Here is a 16,730-nt window from a genome sequence, read left to right on the forward strand (position 1 = left end):
TCAGCGGTTTCAAAGGAATATCGCGGCGCACAGCCGCCGGAGGAGAAGTTAAGGAGATCCGCATGCGCGACAAGAAAACAAAACCCGTGAAAATGGGTCGGCGAGGCTTTTTCGGCGCAATTGCCGGGGCATCCGTGGGCGTCGTTGCAACAGGTTCGGCCCGCCCGGCCTTTGCTGATGAGGTGGGCGATGAGCGCACCAAGGCGCGGTATCAGGAAACCGATCACGTGCGCGCTTTCTACCGCACCAACCGCTACTACAAGAAGGATTGATCATCGATGCTTGTGAAACGCAGATCCTCCGTTGCCGCACGCGGTGGCCTTCAGTCCTTTGCCAAAAACGTGGCCGCGCGTCCCGTGGATCGCCGCTCTTTCCTGCGCGGTTCAGGTCTTGCGGTCGGCGGTTTGGCGGCTGTCGCCACGGTAGGTACTGGCACGATGCGCCGCGCCGAAGCCGGCCCGACCGATTACAGCAAGCCGATCGAGGTCAAAACCAATATCTGCACCCATTGCTCAGTGGGGTGCACCGTGAAAGCAGAGGTTCAGGACGGCGTCTGGGTCGGGCAGGAACCGGCCTGGGAAAGCCCGATCAACCGTGGCACCCACTGCGCCAAGGGCGCGTCGGTCCGTGAGCTCGTTCATGGCGATCGCCGACTGAAATACCCGATGAAAAAAGAGAACGGCAAATGGGTCCGTATCTCGTGGGATCAAGCCATCGATGAGATTGGTGGCAAAATGCTGGAGGTCCGCGAAAAGAGCGGTGCCGATGCAGCATACCTTTTGGGCTCGGCCAAGTTCTCCAACGAAGGTGCGTATCTCTTCCGCAAGTTTGCGGCTTTCTGGGGCACCAACAACGTCGACCACCAGGCGCGTATCTGCCACTCGACCACTGTTGCCGGTGTTGCCAACACATGGGGCTACGGCGCCATGACCAACAGCTACAATGACATCCGCAACTCGAAGACCATCGTCTTCATGGGGTCGAACGCGGCCGAGGCGCACCCGGTGTCACTGCAGCATATCCTGACCGGCAAAGAGACCAACCGGGCCAACGTGATCGTACTGGATCCACGCTTCACACGGACGGCGGCACATGCCACCGATTACATCCGGATGCGTCCCGGCACCGACATTGCGGTGATTTGGGGCATTATGTGGCACATCTTTGAAAACGGTTGGGAAGACACCGAATTCATCGACCAGCGCGTCTGGGGAATGGATCAGATTCGCGAGGCCGTACAGGCCTATCCGCCAGAAGAGGTGGAGCGTATTACCGGCATTCCCGGCGAGACGCTGCAGCGCGTCGCGCAAACCTTTGCTACACAGAAACCCGCCACCTTCATCTGGTGCATGGGCGGCACGCAGCACACGGTTGGCACCGCCAACGTGCGCACCTATTGCAACCTGCTTCTGTCCACCGGCAATGTCGGAAACATTGGCAACGGGGCCAACATCTTCCGCGGTCACTGCAACGTGCAGGGCGCAACGGATTTCGGCCTCGATATCGGCTCGCTGCCTTGCTACTACGGCCTGTCCGAGGGCGGATGGCGCCACTGGTCGCGCGTCTGGGAGGTGCCTTATGAGTATCTCGAAGGCCGGTTTGACGAAGTTCCGGCCAAAGGCGGCCGGGATGCCCGTACCCGCAAAGAGAACATGAGCGTTCCGGGCATTCCGTCGACCCGTTGGTTCGACGCCGCAACGCTTGATTCCGAGGAAGTCGATCAGCGTGACAACATCAAAGCGATGATCGTCTTTGGCCACGGTGGTAACACGGTTCCGCGGATGGGTGCATCGCTTGAGGGCATGAACGCGCTGGACCTGCTTGTTGTCGCTGACCCGCACCCCACGACCTTTGCGGCGCTGCATGATCGCACCGACAACACCTACTTGCTGCCGATCTCGACCCAGTTCGAGTGCGACGGCAGCCGGACCGCGTCAAACCGCTCCGTTCAATGGGGCGAGAAAGTTGTCGATCCGATCTTTGAAAGCGACAATGACTATGCCGTGATCTACCGCCTGGCACAGCGTCTTGGCTTTGCCGACGAGATGGTCAAGAACTACGAACTGGTCGATGGCAAGTTCGGTCCGGAGCCGACGGCGGAATCCATTCTGGAAGAGATCAACCGGGGTGGCTGGTCGACCGGCTATACCGGGCAGTCGCCGGAACGGCTCAAGGCGCATATGCAAAACCAGGGCGCATTCGACCTGGTCACGCTGCGCGCCTTTGACGATGCGCCGGATGAGGTCAAGGGCGACTATTATGGCCTGCCTTGGCCATGCTGGGGGACGCCGGAACTGCGGCATCCCGGAACGCATATCCTGTACAATCCCAACATTCCGGTCGCTGAGGGCGGCGGTGCATTCCGTCCCCGGTTTGGGCTGGATCGCGAAGGTCAAACCCTTCTGGCCGAAGGCAGCTATCCGGTTGGCTCGGACATTCAGGACGGCTATCCGCAATTCACCTATGGCGTGTTGCAGAGCCTCGGCTGGGATGGCGAACTGACCCCGGAAGAGCTGGCCACCATCCAGCGGATCGGTGGGAACGACCCAGAGCGCATGGCCTCGGTCAGTTGGTCCCTTGATCTGTCCGGTGGTATTCAACGGGTGGCCATCTCGCATGGTTGTGTCCCCTTCGGCAACGGCAAGGCCCGGGCGGTTGCGTGGAACCTGCCTGATCCGATCCCGGTCCATCGCGAACCGATCTACAGCCCGCGCCCCGATCTGGTAGCTGACTACCCGACCCGCGAAGACGGGCGTCAGTTCCGCGTGCCCAACATTGGCCGCACGATGCAGGACTCGGCGGTTGAGCGGAACGTTGCAACCGATTTCCCGATCGTGCTGACATCGGGTCGTCTTGTGGAATTCGAAGGCGGCGGCGAAGAGACCCGGTCGAACCCTTGGCTGGCAGAGCTTCAGCAGGACATGTTCGTCGAGATCAATCCAGCCGATGCCGAAGCCCGGGGGATCACCGACGGCGGCTGGGTCTGGGTAAACGGGGCCGAAATGGACAGCAAAGCGTGGGTCAAGGCGCTGGTGACCGAGCGCGTGGCGCCGGGCGTGGCCTTCATGCCATTCCATTTCGCCGGCTGGTTCCAGGGCGAAGATCAGCGCGGCAAGTATCCCGAGGGCACCGACCCGATTGTTCTGGGCGAGAGCGTTAACACCGTCACGACCTATGGGTATGACCCGGTGACAGGCATGCATGAAGGCAAGGTAACCCTTTGCCAGATCGCTGCGGCGTAAAGGAGGAAGACAAAAAATGGCAAGGATGAAGTTTCTTTGCGACGCGGATCGCTGCATCGAATGCAACGCCTGTGTAACGGCCTGTAAGAACGAACACGAAGTGCCGTGGGGCATCAACCGGCGGCGTGTCGTGACCATCAATGACGGTCTGCCGGGCGAGCGCTCGGTCTCGATGGCCTGCATGCACTGCACCGACGCACCCTGCGCGGCCGTATGCCCGGTGGATTGCTTTTACACCACCGATGACGGAGTTGTGCTGCACTCCAAGGATACCTGCATCGGCTGTGGCTATTGCTTCTTCGCCTGCCCCTTCGGCGCGCCGCAATATCCCAAGGTGGGCAACTTCGGCACGCGCGGAAAGATGGACAAATGCACGTACTGCGCAGGTGGTCCGGAAGCGGACATGACCGAGGCGGAATACGTCAAGTATGGTGCCAATCGTCTGGCAGAAGGCAAACTGCCGATCTGCGCCGAGATGTGCTCGACCAAGTCTCTCTTGGCCGGTGACAGTGATATCATTGCCGACATCTATCGTGAGCGTGTTGTGACCCGCGGCTATGGCTCGGGCGCATGGGGCTGGCGCAGCGCCTACGGCGAAACCGTCAATGTGTAAGAGGGAAGGAAGCGAAACGATGAAACCATCATCACTCACGGCTCGTATCGTCGCCATCCTCTGTTTCGGTCTGGTCGCGCTCTTTGCGTTGCCACAGTTGGCCGACGCGCAGCAGGTCAACCCGACGGCGCAATCTGTGACCGAAGAAACGCTGATGCAGGCGTTGAACCCGGATGGGCAGGTCGCAGGGCGGGTGTCGATCCCGGACGGCCTGTCGGCCGGATTGATCAAGCCCGGCAACAAGGATTGGGCGTCGACTCACGGAGGGCCGGTCCGTGTGGTCACGATCCTCTCGCTTGTCGGGATTTTCGCGGTTCTGATCGCGTTCTACATGATCCGCGGCAAGATCCGTATCGATTCCGGACGCTCGGCGGTCAAGATCCTGCGGTTCAACAGCTTTGAACGGTTCGCTCATTGGCTGATGGGTGTGTCGTTCATTGTGCTGGCGTTGACGGGTCTGAACCTCGTCTTTGGCCGGGCGGTTATCCTGCCGCTCTTTGGCGAAAACGCGTTTGGCACCCTGTCGGCATGGGGTAAAATTGCGCATAACTACATGGGCTTTGCCTTCATGCTGGGCCTAATCATGGTGTTCCTGACATGGGTGGCGCACAATATTCCCAACAAGCTGGATGTGCAGTGGATCAAACAGGCGGGCGGCCTGTTTTCCAAAGATGTTCACCCGCCCGCCAAAAAGTTCAACGCCGGGCAGAAAGTCATCTTCTGGTCCGTCGTTCTGGGCGGTGCCGCTCTCTCGTTCACAGGCGTGATTATGCTGTTCCCCGGTCTGGCGGGCGGCGAAGGGACCTGGCAACTTTATCAGGTTCTGCATGGAATAATCGCTGCCCTGCTGACGGCCGTTGTCATTGCGCATATCTACATCGGGTCGGTCGGTATGGAAGGGGCCTTCGACGCGATGGGATCGGGAGAAGTGGACCTGAACTGGGCAAAAGAGCACCACTCGCTTTGGGTTGAGGAAGTTCAGGGAGAAACCGAACAACCCGCAGGTGATAAAAAACTGCACCCGGCCGAGTGAGACACATCAGGAACATGGTCGGCGGGGCAGTCCCGCCGACCATCTCATATATCGCATCCGTACCACCCAAAAAGAGCGCACGGCGCGATTTCAGAGACTTCAAATGACAATGACCGAAGACGATCAGTTATCCACAGCCCGCACGGCGCTTGAGGGTATCTTGCTGCCCGATGGTGCACCGCTGTTGGGTGCGGACAACGTCTCCGGTCCACTTGTCGCCGGCGGCCGTGTGACTCTGGCGATATCAATCACGGAAAGCGAAGCTGCCGCCTATGCGGAAACACGATCCCGGGCTGAGACGGCCTTGCGGTCGACACCCGGCTGTGCAGAGAGCATCGTCGTCCTGACCGGAGAAAAGCCTGCAAACCCACCGCCACAGCTGAAATCGGCTGATGCCGTGCCCAAGACCCCGTTGCCGGTTCTTGCCGGAGTTAAACACGTGATCGCGGTCGCTTCGGGAAAGGGCGGAGTCGGCAAATCGACCACCTCTGTCAATCTCGCGCTGGGTCTCCGGGCATTGGGCCTGAAGGTCGGGATCATGGATGCCGACATACACGGCCCCTCATTGCCGACACTTCTGGCGCTGCATGGCCGCCCGCGCGTGGGACCGGACCGTCGGCTCAAACCGATGCAGTCACACGGGCTCAGTGCGATGTCGATGGGCATGCTCGTCGATGCTGAGACCGCGATGATCTGGCGGGGGCCGATGGTGATGTCGGCGATTACCCAGATGCTGGCCGAGGTTGAATGGGGCGAGTTGGACATTCTGATCATCGACATGCCGCCGGGCACCGGAGATGCGCAGCTTGCGATAGCGCAGGGTACAGAGTTGTCTGGCGCGGTCATCGTGTCCACCCCACAGGATCTGGCTTTGATTGATGCCCGCCGTGGCATCGCGATGTTCAGGAAGGTTGATGTGCCGATCCTCGGCGTCATAGAAAACATGGCGCATTTCCTGTGCCCTGATTGCGGCTCTACGCACGAGATCTTTGGCGCTGGAGGAGCACAGGAAGAAGCGCGCCGAATGGGCGTGCCCTATCTGGGTGCCGTGCCGCTGACGATGGAATTGCGAAAGGCATCCGATAACGGACAACCGATCGTGGCTCGGGACCCCGATGGTGCGCTCGGAACGACCTATATCGATATGGCCCGTACGCTGTGGAACGCGTTGGTGGCCACACCCGAAGAAACACCAAGAATTCAGTTAGGAGTGTAACCCATGAAAGCTTTCGTCGCATCTCTGGCCATTTGCCTGGTGGTGGCAATCGGCGCGGCCTATATTCTGGACGGAAATTTTCAGGCCGATGCACACAGCGAATTCACCACCGAAGGTGCCCGCGTCGACAAACCCGGAGACAACCTGATCAACTATTGATACGGCGGTTGTCCGCGTTGACCGTACTGCGAACACTTATCCTTGTTGCCGGAGTCATCGCCTTGGCCGGGCCGTCCGGTGCGTATGATCTTCGTGGACATGGCGGGCCTGTACGCGCACTCGCGCATCAGAACGGGTCGGTGTATTCGGGCTCTTTCGACACGCGTGCCATCGTCTGGAACGGCCCGGTCGCCCGTCAGGTCACACGCGCCCATGCTGGAGGCGTGACCGCTGTGCTCCCTCTGCCGGACGGGCGGTTTGTTTCGGGGGGACAGGACGGACATATCGCGATTTGGAAGGACGGAGCCCAGCCAACCCGTTTTGAGCAAGGGCACAATATGCCGGTTGCCGACCTCGCGCTTTGGTCGCAAGGTTTTGCATCCGCATCATGGAATGGGCAGATTGCGCTTTGGCAGGGCACCGATGCGCCTCGGTATCTACAAGGTCACAACGGGCAAGTCACAGGTCTCGTGGCATTTCGCGACGGGCTTGCCAGTGTAGGCTCGGATCTGCGCCTTCGTTTCTGGCAAAAGGATGGATCGGCTGGCCGGGTGTTCGATCTGGCGGCTTTGCCGGCAGATTTGGCCGCGGATAGTGAGGCGTTGTTTGTGGCAGGCTCAGACGGATTTGTGGAGCGAGTTGTTCCGGGTGAGCCGAGCACCAGAATGGAGCTCACGACCCGGTCGCTGGCCGGTGTTGCGGCAGGTCGTGGTGTCGTGGTCGTGTCGGACATAACCGGTCAGGTCTGGGTGCTGGACCCTTTGAGTTTGGACACTCAAACAAGTTTCAACACTGGACAGGGCGCGGTCTGGGTTGTTGCTCTGACCGAAACTGCAATCCTGACGGGTGGCAATGACGGAGTAATCCGGCGCTGGACGTTGGCAGGTGAACCGCTGGGCGCCGGAACCGGAGTGCCCGAGCCAACTCTGACCAACCCGAGAGGCGCCGAAGTATTTCGGGCCTGTGCCGTGTGCCACAGCCTGACGCCGGATGATGAGAGACGGGCTGGCCCAACGCTGTACCGGGTTTTTGGCAGAAGAATCGGTACGGCCGAGGGGTTTGACTATTCTCCGGCCCTGCGCGACCTGGACATCATCTGGACGCCGGAAACAGTAGCTGAGCTCTTCGAGTACGGACCCACGGCCTATACACCCGGCAGTCGGATGCCTGAACAGAGGATTCCAAGCCAATCAGATCGGCAAGCACTTGTGGAATTTCTGGCACGGGCAGCCCGTTAAAATGAGACCAACATGGCAAATGCGTTACCTGCAAGAGCCGAATCGCATCGAGCAAATTCCAACCGTCGAACCGTCATCGTCTGCTCTCTAGCTTGGCAGGCCCCGGGACAGAGTTCTCAGTACGCCTTCACAGTAATGCATCGCATCCCTGAGGCGCAGCTTCTCGCGCTTCAGCCTCTGAAGTGCCATTGGGTCGGGGCTTGGTTGGCGCTCGATCTTGGCTATCCGGTCTTCGATATTCCTGTGCCGCTGCCCCAACGCGGCCAGATGCGATCCTACCTTTGCGACTTTGCTGGTCACTTGAATGTTCATCTATTGTGTCTCCTCTTCTGGACGTCCGGGTCTCGTCAGGCTTTCCGGCCCAGACATTTCGCTTCATTCGAATTGGCAGCGCTGGTTGGCTGGCTGGGCAGAACACGGCCCAAGTCACCCTTACTTTGTCTGTCCTATCCCTTTGCCCGAGTCGGCGATTCCCAATTGCTTTAGTGTTTCGGTTCTTCCTGTGCTTCTAGATGGGCTTGCCGCATCCACAATACCAGCCTATTTGGTATTCAGACCTGATTGGAAAAAACTATCAAATGAATGAGCAACCGACCCTAAAGCAATTACACTACTTCCAGGCCCTTGCTGAAACTGGGCACTATAGAAAAGCCGCTGAACGAGTCGGGATAAGCCAGCCGTCCCTGAGCCTTCAGATCAAGAATCTGGAAGGCACATTGAAGCTTCAATTGGTTGAACGAGGCCGCGCAGGGGCCATGCTGACACCCGAGGGTCGGGAGGTTCTGTCAAAGGCTCGGGGCATTCTGGACGATGTCGCCGCACTACAGGAGACAGCGGAGCGAATGAAGGCGGGACTGGCCGGAACGATCCGCCTGGGGTCTTCACCCACATTTGGACCTTATCTTCTGCCAAGCGTCCTGCGCAACCTGCACCAAATCTACCCGGATCTCCGACTGGTGATCAGAGACGGAGCGTCCTCTGACCTCGTTGAGGAACTCTTGAGAGGATCTCATGACCTGATACTGACCCAATTGCCGGTGCACTCGACGGATGTCACTGTCGTGCGCCTGCTCCGCGAACCGCTGCACCTTGCCGTCGCACTCGATCACCCGCTGGCCAGTGCTGAAGTTGCCGGTGATGAAGACCTTGCAGGTGAAACCGTTCTGGCAATGTCCGGACGTTTCATTCTTCACAGTCAGGTCGCGCAACTGGCAGGCGAGATCGGTGCCAACCTGCGCGAGGATTACGAAGGAACCAGCCTGGACGCATTGCGACAGATGGCTGCCATGAATATGGGCGTGACCTTCCTGCCGGCACTCTACGTCAACTCAGAGATACCGGATCCCGGCGGAGATGTGGCTCTGGTTCCATATCGTCGCGGCGGCTTTTCACGATCAATCGGGCTTGTTTGGAGAAAATCAAGCGGCAATCACGCGGCCTTCGAGATTTTCGCCGACGTCATCCGCTCGATCGCCAAGGAGAAGTTCAAATCCCTTGTCAGCCTCGAGGCCTGAGCGCTTTGGGTAGGGCTGCGCGTTGAGTGCCCAGGGCTCCCTGCTGATACGACCGAACAAGTCGCGGGAGCGATGTGCAAGCAAGACTTTCGTGCAGGCGACACCTTTAGTTATGCCGGATCCTTAGCCAAATTACGCAGGGCTTTTTGATGCTTCACTAATCGCGACGGCAGCAACAAACACCATTAAACACAGTCAGGTGATTGCGGCTTCTGCTACTCTCTCGCAGGTTTCTGAACTTTTTCGTTGCCGAAACCGGTTTCGGAGCGAAGAATTTGACGCATGACAACGAATCCCGGACTGCACAAGCGCACTTCACTGAAAGAGCGTCCATCCGCGACAGGGCGGGTCAAACTTGACGAACTGGCCGAATATCTGGGCCTGTCAAAGAGCACTGTGTCCCGGGCATTGAACGGATATCCGGATATTTCCGAGATCACGCGAAAACGGGTGGAAACGACCGCACGCAAGATGGGGTATCGCCCGCTCAGCCACGCTCAGGCCATCAGAACGGGCAGAGTGCGCGCGATTGCCATGGTGCTCAATAGTGACGAGCCGGACCGGCATAATCCGTTCCTTCAGGACTTTCTTGCCGGTGCCTGCGAAGCCGCCAGCAAATTTGACTGGACCATGGCAATTTCGACGGCGACATCCGAACGGGACATGCTTTCGGCTCTCGGACGGCTTGTTGAAGAGCACAAGGCAGACGGGTTCATCTTGCCGCGAACAGAAGTTGACGATGCGCGCGTCGCGCTTCTGAGGAAACTCAACGTGCCGCATATCCTGTACGGGCGTACTGGTTACGGAAGACCTGAGGCCAACACACAGACATCGTGGTTCGACATTTCCGGGGAAACGGCCATACGCAAAGCCGTTTTACGTCTGGCAGGCTTTGGGCACCGTCGAATTGGCTATGTCGGCAGCGATCCAAAGTTCAACTACAGCCACCTCCGGCAGGATGGGTATCTCGACGGCCTGTCGTCTGCCGGTCTACCGGGCGCACCGGAACTGATCCGGGACGGCGCCCGAACCCGAGAAGAAGGGGCGACAGAGGCGCAGGCACTGCTGCAGTTGGCGCAACCGCCGACAGCGATCGTCTTTGCGACCGACCTTGCCGCTTTGGGTTTTTACGCGGTAGCTGCTAATCTGGGACTTGAGATCGGTTATGATGTTTCGGTCATCGGCTACGATGGCGTTCCTGAATGCCAATATGCACGACCGCCCCTGACCACGTTCAGTGTCGATTCAAGAATGGCGGGGCACCGGCTTGCAACCCTGCTGATCCGCCAGATTCGCGGTGAGGATCCTGGGAAGTTGCGGGAACTCAGCGACGCTGCCCTGATCGAGCGTTCATCAGACGGACCGCCTGCCCTGTCGCCTGAGGAACTGGCCGCAAAAATTCGAAATTCCAATGTTCATAACCGGGGAGGAGACCGACTATGAAACTTACACCAAGAGCTGCCAAGCTGATGCTTGGGACTTCGCTTGCATTGGCGATGTCGGCCATGTCGGTTCAGGCCGACACAATTCGCTTCTGGACCACGGAAGAGCAGCCTGAGCGTCTGGCAAAACAGCAGGAGATGGCGAACCAGTTCAAGGCCGAAACCGGCACAACCGTCGAGGTGATACCGGTGACCGAGACCGACCTTGGAACGCGTGCCACGGCAGCGTTTGCGGCCGGTGATCTGCCAGATGTGGTGTATCATCCCTTACAGTACGCTTTGCCCTGGGCAGAAGCCGGCATTCTGGATACCGAGGCGGCCACGGAGGTAATTGAGGAACTTGGCGGCGAGACGTTTGCGCCGGGCGCACTGGCCATGGCGGCTTTCAATGGGGAAACCGCTTCGGTTCCCGTCGATGGCTGGACCCAGATGGTTGTCTATCGCAAGGACCTCTTTGACGAAAGCGGACTGGACGCACCGAACTCCTACGCGGCGGTGGAGGCCGCTCTGGAAAAGCTGCACAGCCCGCCAGAAATGTACGGGTTCGTGGCTGCAACCAAGGTCGACGAGAACTTCATGAGCCAAGTGCTGGAGCATGTCTTTCTCGCCAATGGCGTCAGCCCGGTTGGCCCGGACGGGTTCCAGCCGCTGGATGAAGCCAGAACAACCGAAGTGCTGGATTTCTATAAAGCCATCTCCAAAGCATCCCCACCGGGTGAGTTGTATTGGAAGCAGTCCCGTGAGCTGTACTTTGACGGCAAGGCCGCGATGATCATCTGGTCGCCGTTTATTCTGGACGAACTGGCAGGCCTGCGTGACAGCGCACCGCCGACCATCAACGACGACCCGACCTCGCGGGACCTGGCGAGCAAAACCGGCATCGTCACAAATTTCTCCGGCCCGTCGAACCCGGATGGCGCCGCCTGGGGTGACGTGCGGTACTTTGGCATCACAAGTGACGCCGATACCGACGCGGCAATGGATTTTGTTAAATTCGCCATGGATGACGGGTACACGCAAACCCTGGCCATCGCGCCTGAGGGTAAGTTTCCCGTCCGTCGCGGCAACGCCGACAACCCCGCCGCGTTTTCAGAAGCATGGGCGCAGTTGCCTGTTGGTGTGGACCGCAAGGCGCCGCTGGGTGAGCTCTACGATCAGGCGATGATCGATGAAATTGTGGGCGGGCTGGACGTGGCGCAACGCTGGGGTGTGGCCGAAGGTCAGCTTTCACTGGCGTCCAAGATGATCAATAGCCAAGCGATCAATCGCATCGTCCGTCAGTACATCGATGACGAGGTTGACGCGACCGCAGCGGTGGCCGCCATGAACGAAGAACTCGCCAAGGTTCAGTAATCGCAACCTGAGTTAGTCGCAGCGGCGCGTTTGCCGCTGCACCCAACCCATCGAGGTACCCCATGTCTTCGGCCCTACCACCGACCGGCACGGGCGCGCTTGCAAAACGCGAGGCACGTTTGGCATGGGCGCTTCTGGCCCCGACCCTGATCAGCGTATCGCTGGTTGTGATCCTGCCCTTGCTGGCAATCATCTGGATCAGTTTCAAACCGTTCACCTTGTCGGACTTGCGCCCGCCTGCCCCGGTTGTGCGCGAAAGTCTGCGCGGGTCCGGCGACGATCTGAGGATCGAGTACCGGGTGCGCAACTCCAGCCAGGACATTGCAATCACCGGGGTCACAATAAGTGACACGCTCCCCGATGGGGTCACGCCCAGCGCGGACATCGCTGCGCCCTGCGACTTGGACGGACAGGACCTGTTCTGCAATTTCGGCACACTTGAGGGCGGACAGCGCGAACGCGTTCGTATCCCGGTCACGGTAGTCGGCGATCAGGACACCATCGAAGAGTTGGTTGAAGGATCGGAACCCGGCCTCACCGGAAGCGGTCCAAACATTTTGACCAATTTTGAGTTCAGCTTCGAGAACTTTGCCCGTGTTTTTGACGGATCGGAATTCTGGGGAGTTCTGTGGGTCACGTTGTTTTACACGGTTTTTGGGACCATCGGCGCCCTTGTCATGGGCCTGTTTGCTGCACTTTTGCTGAACAAAAGCTTTCGCGGTCAGGGCTTTATTCGCGGCCTCTACCTGTTTCCCTACGTTGCACCCGTGATCGCGGTCGCCTTTACCTGGGTCACGCTGTTTGATCCCTTTTCCGGCTCAGCAAACGCTTTGCTGGTTCAGATGGGGCTGAGCAGCGACCCGATCAACTTCTTCGGAGAGCGCCCGCTTGCCCTGATCATGGTCACGGTGTTCGAAATCTGGCGTTACTTCCCACTGTCCTTCCTGTTCATCCTCGCACGAATGCAATCCATCGACTCGAGCATGTACGAAGCGGCCGACATGGATGGAGCCTCGCCGTTTCAGAAGTTCTGGTTGCTGAGCATTCCGCAATTGCTGGGCATCTTGTCGGTTCTCTTCCTGCTTCGTTTTATCTGGACCTTCAACAAGTTCGACGACATCTTCCTGCTCACGGGCGGTAATGCAGGCACCCGCACGTTGACCGTGAACGTCTATGAACAGGCATTTGCAATCTCAAACATCGGCGCGGGCGCCGCTGTGGCAGTGGTGATCCTGGTGTGCCTGATTGCCTTCAGCTTCATCTTCTTCCGATTCATCAGCCGAGAGGAGGGATTGTGATGCGCAACGGATTTGTCACCGGCCCGGTTCTGGGCGCGCTTTGGCTGGTGGTGATCGCCACCACGATCGCCATCACAATGTCCTTCGCAACCGGCGCTGCGTTTCGGCCGCAGATCCTGCTCTGCCTGATCTGGGGCGGCGCACTCGGATTCGTCGATGTCCGGTTTCTGGCGCGGCATGCCCCTGCCCGTCTCGGCGCATCAGCATTGCTGGCCTTGTCCTGCCTGACAGGTTTTGGCCCGGTTCTGATCGGCCCGGAAACCTCCCTTCAGGCAACGGCGATAACCATCATCGGCCTTGCCGCCGTCATGCATGTGTCGTTGGCGGAAATTCTGAAGGACACCCATTTTGGCGCGCTGACGCGCCACGAGTTCGAGGCTGCGGTGATCCGGTTCTGCACCGGGTTTGGGTACATTTTCTTCACGGCCATCGTCGTCATTCCATTCTATGTGATGGTCATGACCAGCCTGAAATCCCAACAGGCTTTGCTGCAAAATCCGCTGGATTTCTCGATCGATCTTGACCAGGGAATGGCCTTGTTCCGCAGCTATACGGAGCTGTTCCGTGACTTCAATTTCGGAACCTACCTGTGGACGTCCTTTTATGTCTCGGTCCTGACAGTGTTCATCACCTTGGCATTCAGCGTTCCCGGCGCCTATGCGGTTGCCCGGTTCCGGTTCAAAGGGCAAAAGGCATTCTCGCGCTCGATCCTGTTGATCTACATGGTGCCAATGATTGTTCTGGCACTGCCGATCTACATCGCGTTTTCCCTGACTGGCCTGCGCAACTCGATCCTGGGCATCGTCATGATCTATCCGGTCACGACCATCCCGGTCGCGCTTTATATGTTGCAAGGCTATTTCCGCGGGTTGCCGACCGAAGTCGAGGAGGCCGGCCTGATGGACGGGTTGTCGCGGATTTCGGTGATCTGGAAGATCACTCTGCCGCTCAGCCTGCCGGCGCTGGCCTCAGTCTCACTCTATGTCTTCATGATCGCCTGGAACGAGTTCCTGCTGGCCTTCATGCTGCTGGACGATCCATCGAAATTCACACTGACACGAGGGGTCACGATGCTGAACTCCTCGGAAATTCCCCGTCAGCACCTGATGGCCGGTGCGGTGATCGCCACCGTTCCGATCATGGCGCTTTTCCTGGGGCTTGAACGTTTCATGACCAAGGGCCTGACTGCGGGGTCCGTCAAAGGATGACAGACATGAACCAGATAACGAACCCTGACCGCGAAGCGCGAAACATCCTGATCGCCAATGATCGGGGCGGCTATACCATCCCGACCGAAGGGCTGTACCCGTATCAGTGGAACTGGGACAGCGCGATTGCGGCGCTTGGTTTTGCCGAGTTCGACATAGACCGCGCCTGGACGGAAATCGAAACGCTGTTCTCCGGACAATGGGATGACGGGATGGTTCCACACATCCTGTTTCATCAACCCGACGAGGGATATTTCCCCGGCCCGGACGTCTGGGGTTGCAATGGGCCGATTCCGTCCTCGGGGATCATTCAACCGCCTGTTGCCGCAACGATGGCTCGCAAAATCTGGGAACGGGACACTGCCGCCGGTGACGCGCGCATCCGGGCCTTGTTCCCCGCCATGCTCGCCTGGCATCGCTGGATCATCAAATGGCGTCTGGACGACCAAGATGCCGTCTGTACCACCCATCCCTGGGAGGCCGGGCGCGACAATGCGCCTGACTGGGATAAGGCGATGGCGCGAATGGATGCGTCTGACGTGGGAGAGTATCAGCGTCGGGACATCAGGCATGTGAACAGCGATGACCGGCCCACCAAGTTCGACTATGACAGATACATCAAGCTTGTTCAGATCGGTCGGCAAGCGGGTTGGGATCAAGAAGTTCTTCTGGCGAAAAACCCGTTTCGTATCGCGGATCCGACGATGACCTTTACGGCGTTACGCGCCGCGAGGGACCTTCTGGACATAGGCACTCAGTTGGGTCTGGAGAGTGATGGGTTGGGCGGCGATATTGCCCGGCTCCAATCCGGAGCTCAATCGCTTTGGAACGAAGAACTGGGTGTCTACGATTCACGCGATGCCCGCACCGGGGAATGGGCCAGCAGTGTCTCCAACGCCTCTTACCTGTGTTGGTTTGCAGGTATCGAATCCGACAAGATGCTGCATCGGCTTCGATCAGTCTTGGCAACGGTTCCTCATCCCATCCCCAGCTACGACCCTGACATGCCAAACTTTGACGCGCGCCGATACTGGCGCGGGCCGACCTGGGCCTTCATGAACATGTTGATCGGCTTTGGGTTGGCAGAGATGGGACATCTGAAAGAAGCCGAAGAGTTGCGCCGGAAGACGGCGGAACTGATTTCCATCTACGGCTTCGCCGAATATTTCGATCCAAAAACCGGCAGCCCGGCCGGCGGGAACGCATTTACCTGGACAGCCGCGGTTTGGCTGCACTGGGCAGGGAGGGACTAATGGGCAGCATCCAACTTGAGGCCGTCGAAAAATGGTATGGCACCGCTCAGGTCATCAAAGGCATAGATCTTAAGATCGAAGAGGGAGAGTTCGTTGTTTTTGTCGGTCCATCCGGCTGTGGTAAATCGACCCTGCTGCGTATGATTGGCGGGCTCGAAGATATCTCGCGCGGATCGCTTTTGATCAACGACACCGACGTGACGGATCATCCGCCGTCCAAACGGGGGCTGACCATGGTGTTTCAGTCCTATGCGCTCTACCCCCATCTGACCGTGGCCGAGAACATGGGGTTTTCGCTGAAGGTCGCCGGAGTTCAGAAATCCGAGATTGACGTACAGGTTGGTAAAGCGGCCGAAGTTCTGAAACTGGGCCCGTTTCTTGAACGGCGCCCCAAGGACCTGTCGGGCGGGCAACGCCAGCGTGTTGCGATTGGCCGGTCGATTGTGCGCGACCCAACTGCATTTTTGTTCGACGAGCCGCTTTCGAACCTTGATGCTGCCCTCCGGGTCGAGATGCGCTATGAGATCGCGAAACTACATCAGAACCTCAAGCGAACAATGATCTACGTGACGCACGATCAGGTTGAGGCAATGACGCTTGCGGATCGCATTGTTGTTCTGGAGTTCGGAAAGATCGCGCAGGTCGGTACACCGCGCCATCTGTACGAGCGCCCCGCCAACCTGTTTGTCGCGCAATTCATCGGCAGCCCCAAAATGAATATTCTGCCATGTTCGACCCAGAAGGGGCTGTATCACCTTGAAAAGGGAAGAAGCGGGTCGTTTGACCGGTCCGGAGGCGCGACAAAACTGGGCATTCGTCCCGAGCACATCGAAGTTGTCCAATCTGGTGAAGGACAAACAGACGGCGTCGTCGAGGTCATTGAATACCTCGGCGCCGACACCTTCCTGATCGTTGACTGCGGCTTGGAGGATAAAGTCACCGTGCGCTTGAACGGGGACACCGATTTGAAGGCCGGAGCACGCATCGGCCTTCACTTCCCGCAAGAAAAGCTGCATTTCTTCGACGCGGACGGGCAGGCCATTTTGGGGGCGGCAGAGCCTGCCTAGGCCTAACCGCCGCTTTCTATAAAGACCTGTGGGTCGAACGAACTGATCGGTCTGACAGGGCGCATATCAGAAGCCGGTGAGTTAACCCAATCAG

General features: G+C 58.7%; 15 protein-coding genes. 14 read left to right on the forward strand and 1 reads right to left on the reverse strand.

Annotated features, from left to right (window positions below):
* Nucleotides 1–62 precede the first annotated feature (62 nt).
* The 7 genes from ACR3E0_RS15420 (at nucleotide 63) to ACR3E0_RS15450 (ending at nucleotide 7,501) form a co-directional block, all read left to right on the forward strand.
* On the forward strand, nucleotides 63–272 hold the full coding sequence (locus tag ACR3E0_RS15420; protein WP_480479687.1) for a hypothetical protein: 210 nt from the start codon (nucleotides 63–65) through the stop codon (nucleotides 270–272).
* 6 nt (nucleotides 273–278) lie between these two features.
* The gene (locus ACR3E0_RS15425; RefSeq protein ID WP_480479688.1) at nucleotides 279–3,242 is read left to right on the forward strand and encodes a formate dehydrogenase subunit alpha; all 2,964 of its coding nucleotides are present in this window, start codon (nucleotides 279–281) and stop codon (nucleotides 3,240–3,242) included.
* 16 nt (nucleotides 3,243–3,258) lie between these two features.
* Complete coding sequence (gene fdh3B, locus ACR3E0_RS15430) at nucleotides 3,259–3,855, forward strand: formate dehydrogenase FDH3 subunit beta (protein ID WP_480479689.1); 597 nt, start codon at nucleotides 3,259–3,261, stop codon at nucleotides 3,853–3,855.
* A gap of 19 nt (nucleotides 3,856–3,874) precedes the next feature.
* Complete coding sequence (locus ACR3E0_RS15435; protein ID WP_480479690.1) at nucleotides 3,875–4,888, forward strand: formate dehydrogenase subunit gamma; 1,014 nt, start codon at nucleotides 3,875–3,877, stop codon at nucleotides 4,886–4,888.
* Between the two features lie 103 nt (nucleotides 4,889–4,991).
* Nucleotides 4,992–6,104 (forward strand): Mrp/NBP35 family ATP-binding protein, encoded by a 1,113-nt coding sequence (locus ACR3E0_RS15440; RefSeq protein WP_480479691.1) that lies wholly within the window; start codon nucleotides 4,992–4,994, stop codon nucleotides 6,102–6,104.
* A gap of 3 nt (nucleotides 6,105–6,107) precedes the next feature.
* Nucleotides 6,108–6,263 carry a hypothetical protein gene (locus tag ACR3E0_RS15445; protein WP_480479692.1) on the forward strand — a complete coding sequence of 52 codons (156 nt, stop codon included), beginning with the start codon at nucleotides 6,108–6,110 and terminating at the stop codon, nucleotides 6,261–6,263.
* 17 nt (nucleotides 6,264–6,280) lie between these two features.
* Nucleotides 6,281–7,501, forward strand: a complete 1,221-nt coding sequence (locus tag ACR3E0_RS15450; protein ID WP_480479693.1) for a hypothetical protein — start codon at nucleotides 6,281–6,283, stop codon at nucleotides 7,499–7,501.
* 87 nt (nucleotides 7,502–7,588) lie between these two features.
* On the opposite strand, the gene ACR3E0_RS15455 is transcribed toward ACR3E0_RS15450, so the two are convergent.
* A complete protein-coding gene (locus tag ACR3E0_RS15455) occupies nucleotides 7,589–7,813 on the reverse strand; it encodes a YdcH family protein (RefSeq protein ID WP_480479694.1) in 225 nt (74 codons plus the stop codon).
* A 266-nt stretch (nucleotides 7,814–8,079) separates the two neighbouring features.
* Here ACR3E0_RS15455 and ACR3E0_RS15460 point away from each other — a divergent pair, with 266 nt between their 5' ends.
* From ACR3E0_RS15460 to ACR3E0_RS15490, 7 genes are all read left to right on the forward strand, one after another.
* A complete protein-coding gene (locus ACR3E0_RS15460) occupies nucleotides 8,080–9,015 on the forward strand; it encodes a hydrogen peroxide-inducible genes activator (RefSeq protein WP_480479695.1) in 936 nt (311 codons plus the stop codon).
* 282 nt (nucleotides 9,016–9,297) lie between these two features.
* Complete coding sequence (locus tag ACR3E0_RS15465; protein WP_480479696.1) at nucleotides 9,298–10,458, forward strand: LacI family DNA-binding transcriptional regulator; 1,161 nt, start codon at nucleotides 9,298–9,300, stop codon at nucleotides 10,456–10,458.
* The gene (locus ACR3E0_RS15470) at nucleotides 10,455–11,810 is read left to right on the forward strand and encodes an ABC transporter substrate-binding protein (RefSeq protein WP_480479697.1); all 1,356 of its coding nucleotides are present in this window, start codon (nucleotides 10,455–10,457) and stop codon (nucleotides 11,808–11,810) included. The genes ACR3E0_RS15465 and ACR3E0_RS15470 overlap by 4 nt, the downstream gene beginning before the upstream one ends.
* Before the next feature lie 62 nt (nucleotides 11,811–11,872).
* Complete coding sequence (locus tag ACR3E0_RS15475; protein ID WP_480479698.1) at nucleotides 11,873–13,108, forward strand: ABC transporter permease subunit; 1,236 nt, start codon at nucleotides 11,873–11,875, stop codon at nucleotides 13,106–13,108.
* Nucleotides 13,108–14,316 carry a carbohydrate ABC transporter permease gene (locus ACR3E0_RS15480; protein ID WP_480479699.1) on the forward strand — a complete coding sequence of 403 codons (1,209 nt, stop codon included), beginning with the start codon at nucleotides 13,108–13,110 and terminating at the stop codon, nucleotides 14,314–14,316. Before ACR3E0_RS15475 ends, ACR3E0_RS15480 begins: the two co-directional genes overlap by 1 nt.
* A gap of 5 nt (nucleotides 14,317–14,321) precedes the next feature.
* Nucleotides 14,322–15,569, forward strand: a complete 1,248-nt coding sequence (locus tag ACR3E0_RS15485; protein ID WP_480479700.1) for an MGH1-like glycoside hydrolase domain-containing protein — start codon at nucleotides 14,322–14,324, stop codon at nucleotides 15,567–15,569.
* A complete protein-coding gene (locus ACR3E0_RS15490; protein ID WP_480479701.1) occupies nucleotides 15,569–16,636 on the forward strand; it encodes an ABC transporter ATP-binding protein in 1,068 nt (355 codons plus the stop codon). The genes ACR3E0_RS15485 and ACR3E0_RS15490 overlap by 1 nt, the downstream gene beginning before the upstream one ends.
* Nucleotides 16,637–16,730: the final 94 nt, after the last annotated feature.

It is taken from the genome of Ruegeria sp. AJ12, from assembly GCF_056536245.1.

Bases quoted from the DNA above. Each gene is read 5' to 3' on its own strand.
- ACR3E0_RS15490 (WP_480479701.1), top strand. From the start codon at position 15,569: ATGGGCAGCATCCAACTTGAGGCCGTCGAAAAATGGTATGGCACCGCT.
- ACR3E0_RS15440 (WP_480479691.1), top strand. From the start codon at position 4,992: ATGACAATGACCGAAGACGATCAGTTATCCACAGCCCGCACGGCGCTT.
- ACR3E0_RS15485 (WP_480479700.1), top strand. From the start codon at position 14,322: ATGAACCAGATAACGAACCCTGACCGCGAAGCGCGAAACATCCTGATC.
- ACR3E0_RS15435 (WP_480479690.1), top strand. From the start codon at position 3,875: ATGAAACCATCATCACTCACGGCTCGTATCGTCGCCATCCTCTGTTTC.
- ACR3E0_RS15465 (WP_480479696.1), top strand. From the start codon at position 9,298: ATGACAACGAATCCCGGACTGCACAAGCGCACTTCACTGAAAGAGCGT.
- ACR3E0_RS15470 (WP_480479697.1), top strand. From the start codon at position 10,455: ATGAAACTTACACCAAGAGCTGCCAAGCTGATGCTTGGGACTTCGCTT.
- ACR3E0_RS15455 (WP_480479694.1), bottom strand. From the start codon at position 7,813: ATGAACATTCAAGTGACCAGCAAAGTCGCAAAGGTAGGATCGCATCTG.
- fdh3B (WP_480479689.1), top strand. From the start codon at position 3,259: ATGGCAAGGATGAAGTTTCTTTGCGACGCGGATCGCTGCATCGAATGC.
- ACR3E0_RS15420 (WP_480479687.1), top strand. From the start codon at position 63: ATGCGCGACAAGAAAACAAAACCCGTGAAAATGGGTCGGCGAGGCTTT.
- ACR3E0_RS15480 (WP_480479699.1), top strand. From the start codon at position 13,108: ATGCGCAACGGATTTGTCACCGGCCCGGTTCTGGGCGCGCTTTGGCTG.
- ACR3E0_RS15445 (WP_480479692.1), top strand. From the start codon at position 6,108: ATGAAAGCTTTCGTCGCATCTCTGGCCATTTGCCTGGTGGTGGCAATC.
- ACR3E0_RS15425 (WP_480479688.1), top strand. From the start codon at position 279: ATGCTTGTGAAACGCAGATCCTCCGTTGCCGCACGCGGTGGCCTTCAG.
- ACR3E0_RS15460 (WP_480479695.1), top strand. From the start codon at position 8,080: ATGAATGAGCAACCGACCCTAAAGCAATTACACTACTTCCAGGCCCTT.
- ACR3E0_RS15475 (WP_480479698.1), top strand. From the start codon at position 11,873: ATGTCTTCGGCCCTACCACCGACCGGCACGGGCGCGCTTGCAAAACGC.